General features: G+C 75.7%; 7 protein-coding genes. 6 read left to right on the forward strand and 1 reads right to left on the reverse strand.

Annotation, left to right across the window (positions count from 1 at the left end):
• Window positions 1-47: 47 nt before the first annotated feature.
• Window positions 48-719 (reverse strand): phosphoribosyltransferase family protein, encoded by a 672-nt coding sequence (locus ACGFSC_RS05605; protein WP_359912641.1) that lies wholly within the window; start codon window positions 717-719, stop codon window positions 48-50.
• 375 nt (window positions 720-1,094) lie between these two features.
• On the opposite strand from ACGFSC_RS05605, the gene ACGFSC_RS05610 reads away from it, so the two are divergent.
• The 6 genes from ACGFSC_RS05610 to ACGFSC_RS05635 all read left to right on the forward strand — a co-directional run bounded on the left by ACGFSC_RS05610 (window position 1,095) and on the right by ACGFSC_RS05635 (window position 10,144).
• Window positions 1,095-1,529, forward strand: coding sequence for an STAS domain-containing protein (locus tag ACGFSC_RS05610; RefSeq protein WP_359912644.1), 435 nt, complete (start codon window positions 1,095-1,097; stop codon window positions 1,527-1,529).
• Window positions 1,530-1,540: 11 nt separating this feature from the next.
• On the forward strand, window positions 1,541-2,026 hold the full coding sequence (locus tag ACGFSC_RS05615; protein ID WP_359912647.1) for an ATP-binding protein: 486 nt from the start codon (window positions 1,541-1,543) through the stop codon (window positions 2,024-2,026).
• Between the two features lie 113 nt (window positions 2,027-2,139).
• A complete protein-coding gene (locus ACGFSC_RS05620; RefSeq protein WP_359912650.1) occupies window positions 2,140-2,511 on the forward strand; it encodes an STAS domain-containing protein in 372 nt (123 codons plus the stop codon).
• Between the two features lie 202 nt (window positions 2,512-2,713).
• Window positions 2,714-6,529 carry a HAMP domain-containing protein gene (locus ACGFSC_RS05625; RefSeq protein ID WP_359912653.1) on the forward strand — a complete coding sequence of 1,272 codons (3,816 nt, stop codon included), beginning with the start codon at window positions 2,714-2,716 and terminating at the stop codon, window positions 6,527-6,529.
• 88 nt (window positions 6,530-6,617) lie between these two features.
• Window positions 6,618-9,014, forward strand: coding sequence for a SpoIIE family protein phosphatase (locus tag ACGFSC_RS05630; protein WP_359912656.1), 2,397 nt, complete (start codon window positions 6,618-6,620; stop codon window positions 9,012-9,014).
• Between the two features lie 62 nt (window positions 9,015-9,076).
• Window positions 9,077-10,144, forward strand: coding sequence for a polyprenyl synthetase family protein (locus ACGFSC_RS05635; protein ID WP_359912659.1), 1,068 nt, complete (start codon window positions 9,077-9,079; stop codon window positions 10,142-10,144).
• The last annotated feature ends 32 nt before the right edge of the window (window positions 10,145-10,176 follow it).

Below are 10,176 nucleotides of genomic sequence, written 5' to 3' on the forward strand. Positions count from 1 at the left end.
GTGCACCCTCTGCCCGGCAACGGGTTTTGGCGGGGGCCGCAGGCGGCTCAGCCCCGGCCGGCCCCGGCGCGGCCCGCCGGGGTGCGCCGCTGCAGCAGGACGGCCGCCTCGCGGTCGGTGACCTCGTGGAACTCGCCGTACCAGGGCCCGGCGGCGTGCGCGTAGCGGGGCAGGTGGAGGCAGACCACCGCGTCCACGTCCCGGCCCAGGTCGGCCGCGATCCGGGCGTCGCAGACCGGCGCCGCGAGGATCAGCCGCGCCGGGTGGTCGGCGGCGAGGGCGTGGACGGCCGCCCGGGCGGTGAGGGCGTCGGTCAGGCCGTCGGAGACCAGGACGACGGTGCGCCCGTCCAACGGCAGCCGGTCCCGGCCCGGGCGGTAGAGCGCCTCGCGGCGGTGGACCTCCACCCGCTCCCGCTTGACGCTCGCGCCCAGCTCGGCCGCGGTGACGCCGAGGTTCCTCAGGGTGTGCCGGTCGACCAGCGGCGCGTCGCCGTCGGCGATCGCGCCGATCGGGCGGTCGTGGCCACGGACGGCCAGTGACCGGACCACCGTGGCGTCGAGCGGGGCGTCCAGGGCCTCGGCGACCTCCGCCGCCACCGGCAGCCCGCCGGGGGCGAGCCCGAGAACCACCACCCCGGTACCGGCCCGGCCGCTCAGCAGCGGGGCGAGCCTGCGGGCCAGCTGGTGTCCGGCGGTGCTGCGGTCGAGGAATCTCACGGGTCCGTCCTTGTTCTCCTGCGTTCGTGCCCCTGCCGGGCCCCGGGGCGGCACGAACCGGCGAGCGTCCCGCGGCCCCGCCACCAAGGCGACTTCCCCGCCACGGCGGGCTCTAACGTCCTCGCGCGAAACGTCTGCGCGCGAAACGTCCTCGCACGCCGGCCTGCGCGGGCGACCCGGACGTGCTCCCGGGCCGGCGGCGGTACGTGTGTCCCGGCCGGGTTCGGGCAGACGCGGGGCATGGACGACCGACCGACGGTGCTCCAGCCCGTACCCGGGATACTCGCGGGTACGGCCGTCCGCGCGGCCCGGCACGGCGCGCGCGATGATGGTCGGGACGGCGCCCCGCCGTCCCCACCGGACCGGGAGCGAGCCATGCCACGGCCATCCGAGCAACCCTGCGAGCCCACCGGGGAGCACGAGTCCGGCGACCTGTGGGTCGAGGTCGGGGACCGGGGGCCGGTACGGATCGTCACCGTCACCGGGGAACTGGACCACGACACGGCGGACAACCTGCGGACCGCCCTCGCCCGGCCGCCGTCGGCGGCGGGCATCGAGCGGATCGTCGTCGACCTCGCCGGCCTGCGGTTCTGCGACTCGACCGGGTTGAACGTCCTGCTGCGCGCCCGGCTGGACGCCCAGGGGGACGGCGTGCGGCTGGAGCTGGCAGGCGCCGGCCCGCTGGTGGTGCGGCTGCTCGCGATCACCGGGGCCGACGGCGTGCTGCGGGTCCACCCCGACCTCCGCACGGCGCTGGAGGCGCCCGGCGAGGGCCCGGCCGGGCCCGCCGCACCGCCCGAGCCGAGGTGAGGAGGCAGACCGTGGACCGCCCCGGGAACGGTGGGCCGCCGAGTCGGGACCAGACCAGGCGGCTGGTGCTGGAGGGCAGTGCCGGCGCGGTGCAGCGCAGCCGGGAGTTCAGCCGGCGGGCGCTGGTGTCCTGGCACTGGCTGCCGGCCCCCGACGAGGACCGGAGGGCCGCGGCCGAGGACGTCCTGCTGATGGTCTCCGAGCTGGTCACCAACGCCTGCCTGCACGCCTCCGGCGGCCCGCGCGAACTGCGGCTCCACTGGGACGGCGCCCGGCTGCGGGTGGAGGTCGCGGACGCCAGCCCCGTACCGCCGCGGCTGCGCCCGTTCGCCGGCGCCGGCCGACCGGGCGGGCACGGGCTGCGGGTGGTGGACCGGCTCGCCGACGCCTGGGGCTTCCGGCCCGACGACGGCGGGAAGCTGGTCTGGCTGGAGGTGCCGCGCCCGCCGGCCCTGACGGCGGCCGGTTCGGACGGGGAGCCGCAGCGGCCCGAATGACCGCCCCCTTCCCCGCCCGGGGGTTTCCGGCGCTCCGCAGCGGACAGCCGCATGGATGTGAGCGCCGGCATCGACCCGAGCCCGGTCCTCACCGAGCGAGAGGAGCCCGAGCCATGACGCGGCGCCCGTCGAAGTGCGGCAGTCCGACCGTCGACCGGGCCGAGGGGCTGACGGTCGAGATCCGGCCGTGGGCCCTGGGCACCGTCCTGGTGCTGCTCGGCGAACTGGACCTCGACTCCAGCGCGGACCTGCGGGCCGCGCTGAACCGGACCTTCGCCGAGCCGGCCGGCGTGGTCGTGATGGACTGCGCCGGACTGGAGTTCTGCGACTCCACCGGGCTCAACGCCCTGCTGCGGGCCAAGGCCCGGGCGGCGGTGGACGGCAGCCGGATCGAGCTGGCCCGGCCCCGGCCGCTGATCCTGCGGATGCTCGAACTCACCGGCGCCACCGACGCCTTTCCGATCCGCGAGACCGTACCGGGCTGAGGCCGGTGGGGCCGCTGGGGCCTGCCCCCCGCCCGGGCCCGTCCGCCCCGAGTGCCGCCCCCCGGCCCCGGGCGCGTCCGCCCCGAGTGTCGCCCCCGGCCCGCGGTGGCACAGTGGGAGCAGGGCGGCAGCCCGTCGCCCTCGGGTCCGAGGTGCCCGGACGGCGCACCCCGGCCGTGCGAGCGATCCGGACGGTGGGCGGATGGACGAGCACCCGGTAGCCGCAGCCCCCGCGGCCGACCCGGCCGAGCAGGCACTGCGGCAGCTGCTCGCCGGGCTGACGGCCGTGCGCGACGGGGACTTCCGGACCCGGCTCGCCCCGGACCGGCCGGGGGTGCTGGGGGAGATCGCCGAGGTCTTCAACGGCATGGCCGACCAGCTGGCCCGGGTGACCTCCGAGGTGACCAGGGTGGCCCGGGAGGTCGGCAGCGACGGGCGGCTCGGCGGCCAGGCGCAGGTACCGGACGCGACCGGGACCTGGCTGGAGCTGACCGACTCGGTGAACGCGATGGCCGGCAACCTGACCTGGCAGGTGCGCAACATCGCCCAGGTCACCACGGCGGTCGCGCGCGGCGACCTCACCCAGAAGATCGAGGTGGACGCGCGCGGCGAGATCCTGGAGCTCAAGAGCACCGTCAACACCATGGTGGACACCCTGTCCTCGTTCGCGGACGAGGTGACCAGGGTGGCCCGGGAGGTGGGCACCGAGGGCCGGCTCGGCGGCCAGGCGCAGGTGCCGGGCGTCGCCGGGACGTGGCGCGACCTGACCGACTCGGTGAACGCGATGGCGGGCAACCTGACCTGGCAGGTGCGCAACATCGCCCAGGTGGCGACCGCCGTGGCCGAGGGGGACCTCACCCAGAAGATCTCGGTCGCCGCCCGCGGGGAGATCCTGGAACTCAAGACGACCATCAACACGATGGTCGACCAGCTCTCCTCGTTCGCGGACGAGGTGACCAGGGTGGCCCGGGAAGTGGGCACCGAGGGCCGGCTCGGCGGCCAGGCGGACGTCCGGGACGTCTCCGGCACCTGGCGGGCGCTCACCGAGTCCGTCAACGTCATGGCCGACAACCTCACCGCCCAGGTCCGTTCGATCGCCGAGGTGACCACCGCCGTCGCGGAGGGCGATCTGACCCAGAAGATCCGGGTCGACGCGCGCGGCGAGATCCTGGAGCTGAAGGAGACCATCAACACGATGGTCGACCAGCTGTCCTCCTTCGCGGACGAGGTCACCAGGGTCGCCCGGGAGGTCGGCACCGCCGGGAACCTGGGCGGCCAGGCCACCGTGCGGGGAGTCTCCGGGACGTGGAAGGACCTCACCGACAACGTCAACGTGATGGCCTCCAACCTGACCGGCCAGGTCCGCTCGATGTCCGAGGTGGCGACCGCGGTGGCGCGCGGCGACCTCTCCCGGAAGATCACCGTCGAGGCCGAGGGCGAGGTCGCGGCCCTCGCCGCCGCCATCAACACCATGGTGGACACGCTGTCCGCCTTCGCCGACGAGGTCACCAGGGTCGCCCGCGAGGTCGGCATCGAGGGCATCCTGGGCGGCCAGGCCCGGGTGCCCAACGTCGCCGGGACCTGGAAGGACCTCACCGACAACGTCAACTTCATGGCGCACAACCTGACCAGCCAGGTGCGCAACATCGCCCAGGTCACCACCGCCGTCGCCGACGGCGACCTGACCCGCAAGATCGACGTGGACGCGCGCGGCGAGATCCTGGAGCTCAAGACCACCGTCAACACGATGGTCGACCAGCTGTCCTCGTTCGCCGCCGAGGTGACCAGGGTGGCCAGGGAGGTCGGCAGCGAGGGCCGGCTCGGCGGGCAGGCCCGGGTGGAGGGCGTCTCCGGCACCTGGAAGCGGCTCACCGAGAACGTCAACGAGCTGGCCGGCAACCTCACCCGGCAGGTCCGCGCCATCGCCGAGGTCACCAGCGCCGTCGCGGCCGGAGACCTGACCCGCTCGATCAGCGTGGACGCCTCCGGCGAGGTCGCCGACCTCAAGGACAACATCAACGCGATGGTCGGATCGCTGCGCGAGACCACCCTGGCCAACCAGGAGCAGGACTGGCTCAAGAGCAACCTGGCCCGCTTCTCCGCCGCCATCCAGGCCCGGCGGGACATCCGCGCCGTCGCCGGGATGATCACCGACGAGCTGACCCCGCTGGTCGGCGCCCAGTACGGCGCGTTCTTCCTCGCCGAGGAGGGCGCGGACGGCACCGAACTGGCCCTGATCAGCGCCTACGGCCGCCCGGCCGGGGAGCAGCGGCGGCTGCGGCTGGGGGAGTCCCTGGTCGGCCAGGCCGCCCGGACCCGGCGGACCGTCGCCGTGGACGACCTGCCGCCCGGCTACGCCACCGTCTCCTCCGGAGCGGGCGGCGCCGACGCCCGCTCGCTCGTCGTCCTGCCGATCGCCCTGGAGGAGTGGCTCATCGGCGTGCTGGAGTTCGCCTCGGTCCACCCGTTCACCCAGGTCCACCGCGACTTCCTGACCCAGTTCGCCGAGGCCTGCGGGGTCAACCTCGGCAACCTGCTGGCCAACGCGCGCACCGACGAGCTGCTCGGCGAGTCCCAGCGGCTCACCGCCGAACTCCAGTCCCAGTCGAAGGAGTTGCAGGAAGGACAGGAGGAACTGCGCCGCTCCAACGCCGAACTGGAGGACAAGGCCGCGCTGCTCGCCCAGCGCAACCGGGACATCGAGGCGAAGAACCTGGAGATCGAGCAGGCCCGCCAGGAACTGGAGGAAAGGGCACAGGAGTTGACCCGGACCTCGATGTACAAGTCGGAGTTCCTGGCCAACATGAGCCACGAGCTGCGCACCCCGCTGAACAGCCTGCTCATCCTCGCCCAGCTGCTCGCCGAGAACAGCGGCGGCAACCTCACCCCCAAACAGGTCGAGTACGCGGGCGTCATCCACTCGGCCGGCACCGACCTGCTCCAGCTCATCAACGACATCCTGGACCTCTCCAAGGTGGAGGCCGGGAAGATGGACCTGTCCATCGAGCCCTTCGCGGTGCGCGAACTGCTGGAGTACGTGGAGTCCGGCTTCCGGCCGCTGGCCGACCAGAAGGGGCTCGCCTTCGAGGTGGCCGTCGACCGGGCCGTGCCGGAACGGATCGTCACCGATCAGGCGCGGCTGCGCCAGGTGCTGCACAACCTGCTCTCCAACGCCGTCAAGTTCACCGACACCGGCCGGGTCGAGCTGCGGATCGAACGCGTCGAGGAGGCCGAGCTGCCGCCCGGACTCGGGAGCGCGCCCGCCGCGGTGGCCTTCCACGTCGACGACAGCGGGATCGGCATCGACCCGGCCCACCTGGACACCATCTTCGGAGCATTCCAGCAGGCCGACGGCTCCACCGCGCGGCGCTACGGCGGCACCGGCCTCGGCCTGTCGATCAGCCGGGAGCTCGCCCGGCTGCTCGGCGGCACCATCACCGTCCGCTCCGCGGCGGGGCAGGGCAGCCGGTTCACCCTGTACCTGCCGCTGGGCGATCAGGCGGCGGCGGTGACGACGGGCGACACGCCGGTGCTCGGGAACGGGGGCGACGAGAGCCCCCCGGCGGTCGAGAGCCCCTCGGCGGTGGAGGAGACCGGGGAGAGCGAGGAGAGCGACGCGCCCCCGGCCGTGGCGGGACCGCTCGTCGGACGGACCGTACTGATCGTCGACGACGACATCCGCAACGTCTTCGCGCTCACCGCCGCCCTGGAACGGCACGGGCTGACCATACTGCACGCCGCCGACGGCCGCGCCGGGCTCGACCTGCTGCGCGCCCACCCGGAGACCGACCTGGTGCTGATGGACGTCATGATGCCCGAACTGGACGGCTACGCCGCCATCGCGGAGATCCGCGCCGACGCCCGCTTCGAGCGGCTGCCGGTCGTCGCCGTCACCGCCAAGGCCATGCCCGGCGACCGGGACCGCAGCCTGGCCGCCGGGGCGGACGACCACATCACCAAGCCGGTCGACACCGGCCGGCTGCTGGAGCGGATGCGGGAATGGCTGGACGCGTCATGACGGCTCCCCGGCGCGGGGGAACCGCGGCCCGGCACTCGGGCACCGCGGCTCGTCGGGCCGGCACCGCGCCCCGGCCCCGGGGCGCGCCGTGACCGCCGGGCCCGAGTCCGCCGAGCAGGAGCCCTCGGGGCAGGAGCCCTCGGCACAGGAGGCCGCGGAGCGCACCGCCCGGGCCCTGGCCGAGACCGTCCGTCGTCTCCGGGCGGCCGCCGCCCGGGCGCACGCCGAGGCGCGGACCAGGGCAGCCGTCGACCTCGCCACCGGCATCCTGGCCGAGCGGCTCGGCCTGCCCGTCGCCGAGGCCGCCGCGCACCTCGCCCGGCTGGCCCGGGAGTCGGGCGTGCCGGTGCTCGTCCTGGCGACGGACATCGCGCGCCTCCCGGAGCCGGGAACGGAGCCGGGAACGGAACCGGAACTGGAACCGGGACAGGGCCCGCGAACGGACCCGGACGGCGGACCCGGACCGGCGGCCTTCGGCCTCCCCGCCGCCGAACCGCCCGAGGCCGGCCCGCCCGTCGCGCCCGCACTCGCCTCCGCGCCCGACCTGGAGCACGCCGCCCGGGCCGTGCTGGACCAGGCCGCGGCGGCGTTCGGCGTCCGCGCCGTGGCCGTCTGGCAGCGGCTGCCCGGCGGCGCGCTCGCCCTCGCCGCGCACGCCGGGCTCCGTGCCGAGGAGGCGGCCGGCTGGTCCCGGGTGCCGCCCGGCGTCCCCACCCCGGCGCAGCTGGTCGTCGGCGGGGGAGCCGAGCTGTGGCCCGGTGAACCGGGGGCGGACGGTCCCTCGGTCGGCGGCGCCGCCGACCGGGCGGTCGTCCCGCTGCTCGACCGGCGCCGCCGCACGGGCGCGCTGGAGCTGCTCTGGCCGGCCACCGGCCCCGATTCCGCCCCGGTGCTCGGCCCGGCCCGGCGCCGGGGGCTGTACGCCCTCGCCGACCTCTGCGCGACCCTGCTCGGCCCACCCCCGGAGCCCGTGCCTCCCGAGCGGGCCGACGACCTCCTGGACGGTCTGCTCACCCCCGCGCTGCTGCTGGCCCCCGTCCTGCGGGCCGAGCGGATCGCCGACTTCACGGTGGTCCGGGTCAACGCCCGGTTCCGCGACCCGCTCGGCCGGCCCCGGGAGGCACTGGAGGGCGCCTCGCTGCTGGAGACCTACCCGGTCGCCTCGGCCGCCGGGCTGCTCGACCGGCTGCTGCGCGCGTACGAGACGGGCGTGCCGTCGACCGCCGAGCGGGTCCGGCTGGCCTTCCGGGAGCAGGGGCCCGCCGTCCCGGTGGCCGTGCTGCTCTCGGTCGTCCCGCTCGGCGGCCGGGTGCTGGTCTGCTGGCGGCTGGACGACGAGCGGGAGGAGGACGAGCACGCCGCCCTGCTGCGCCAGGCCCAGCGGCTGGCCCGGGTGGCCGGGTTCGAGGAGCGCCCCGCCGAGGGCCGGATCCGCTGGAGCGACGGGCTGCGCGAGCTGTACGGGCTGCCGCCGGACGCCTCGCCCGTACCGCTGGACCGGCTCGTGCGGCACACCCACCCGGACGACCGGCCGGCGGTCCGGCGGCTGCTGGACACCGTCCGGCACCACCACCGCACCGCCTCCGCGGTGGTCCGGCTGGACCGCCCGGACGGCACCCACCGCTTCACCCGGGTGATCGCGGAGCCGGTGGTGGACGAGACCGGCCGGCTCGTCGCCGTCCGCGGCGCCTACCACGACGTCTCCGCCCAGCACTGGACGGAGGTCGCGCTCGGCGCCACCCGGGAGCGGCTGGCCGACAGCGAGCAGGAGTCGGCCGAACGGGCGCAGCTGGCACTGCGGCTGCAGCAGGCGATCCTGCCCGCCGCCCCGCCCCCGCTCGCCGTCACCGGCCTGCACGCCGCCGTCCGCTACCGGCCCGCCGCCCAGCGCGACCGGGTCGGTGGCGACTGGTACGACGTGCTGGTGCTGCCCGACCGGCGGGTGCTGCTCGCGGTCGGCGACGTGGCCGGGCACGGCGTCGGCGCGGCCACCGGGATGGTCGCGCTGCGGCACGCGCTGCGCGGCCTCGCCGTCACCGGGGCCGGCCCGGGCCGGCTGCTGGAGTGGGCCAACACCGTGGCCCTGCGCGAACCGGGCCAGGTCACCGCGACGGCCGTCTGCGTGCTGGTGGACCCGGTCGGCGGCGAACTGCGCTGGGCCCGGGCCGGCCACCTGCCGCCGATCCGGCTCGGCGCGGACGGCGCCCAGGTGCTGCCGCTGCCGCACGGCGTGCTGCTCGGCGCGCTGGACGACGCCGAGTACGAGGAGCGCACCGCCAGGCTCGACCCGGGTGACGTCCTGCTGCTCTACACCGACGGGCTGGTCGAACGCCGGGACCGTCCGGTGGAGGAGTCGGTGGAACAGCTGCTCCGGGCGGCCGGCGCCCCCGGCCCGGACCTGGAGCAGTACCTGGACCGGCTGCTCGAACTCAGCCCCGCCGACACCGACGACGACACCTGCCTGATCGCCGTCCAGACCGAGTAGGCAGGGCGGCTGCGCGGTCCCGTACGCCGGATGCGAGGGTGGGCCTCGTGAATGAGACGATCATGGCAGCCGCCCGCGAACGAGCCGCCGGACACCGGCGCCGGTTCGACCTCCGCTTCGAGGCCTACTTCGCGGCCCTGCCGGAGCGCCTCGACACGCCGTCGCTCAGCCGCTTCACCCCGCGCTGCCTGGAGCTGCTGCGGGACCTCTCACTGCGCGGCGGCAAGCGGCTGCGGGTCGCCCTGCTGTACGAGGCGGCCCGCCTGGTGACCACCGACCCGGTGCCCGGCCTGGCGGAGGCCGCGCTGAGCATCGAGCTGCTCCAGACGCACGGGCTCGTCCACGACGACATCATCGACGACGCGCCCGTACGCCGCGGCGGCCCCTCCACCTACTACGCGTACCGCCGGGAGTTCCCGGAGGCGGACCGCACCGCGCTCGGCCTGGCCGTCCTGGCCGGGGACCTCGCCGCCTTCCTCTCGATGCGGGTCCTGCTGGAGGCGGACGTCCCCGCCGAGCTGCGCCGGGCGATGCTGGAGGTGCAGCTGAACGCCGGTGCCGAGACGGTCGCCGGCCAGATCCTCGACCTCGAACGCGACTTCCTGCCGCTCCCGGACGAGGAGTTCCTGCACACCGTCTGCGAGTACAAGTCGACCCGCTACTCCGTCCTCGCCCCGCTGCGGCTGGGGCTGCTGGCCGCCGGCGAGGACGTGGCCGAACACGACGCACGGCTGCGCCGCTACGCGACCCCGGTCGGCATCGGCGGCCAGCTGCGCGACGACTACCTCGACCTGTTCGGCGACGAGGACGCCACCGGCAAGTCCACCGGCGCCGACCTCCGCGCGGGACGCCGCAGCTACGCCGTGAGCGCCCTGCTCGCCCGCGCGGACGAGGCGCAGCGGGCCGTGGTGGAGTCCGCGCTCGGTGACCCGCACTGCCCGGCCGACGCGGTCGAGCGGGTCCGCGAGCTGGCCCGGCGGCTGGGCGTGGACCGGAAGCTCCGCGCCGACATGCGCCGCTGCGCCGACGCGGCCCACGCCGAAGCCGAGAGCTGGCGCCCGCACTGGCGGGAGGAGGCGGTGGCCTTCTTCGAGGGCCTGCCGCCGGCGAACGTGGTGCCGGGCGGGTGACCCGGGCGGCCCGGTCCGCGCCGAGCGCGTGG

It is taken from the genome of Kitasatospora sp. NPDC048715 (genome assembly GCF_043198905.1).
In the GTDB taxonomy this organism is placed as follows: Bacteria; Actinomycetota; Actinomycetes; order Streptomycetales; family Streptomycetaceae; genus Kitasatospora; species Kitasatospora lactacystinica.

Coding starts and splice junctions, on each gene's coding strand:
- ACGFSC_RS05610 (WP_359912644.1), top strand. CDS start 1,095: ATGCCACGGCCATCCGAGCAACCCTGCGAGCCCACCGGGGAGCACGAG.
- ACGFSC_RS05620 (WP_359912650.1), top strand. CDS start 2,140: ATGACGCGGCGCCCGTCGAAGTGCGGCAGTCCGACCGTCGACCGGGCC.
- ACGFSC_RS05625 (WP_359912653.1), top strand. CDS start 2,714: ATGGACGAGCACCCGGTAGCCGCAGCCCCCGCGGCCGACCCGGCCGAG.
- ACGFSC_RS05635 (WP_359912659.1), top strand. CDS start 9,077: ATGGCAGCCGCCCGCGAACGAGCCGCCGGACACCGGCGCCGGTTCGAC.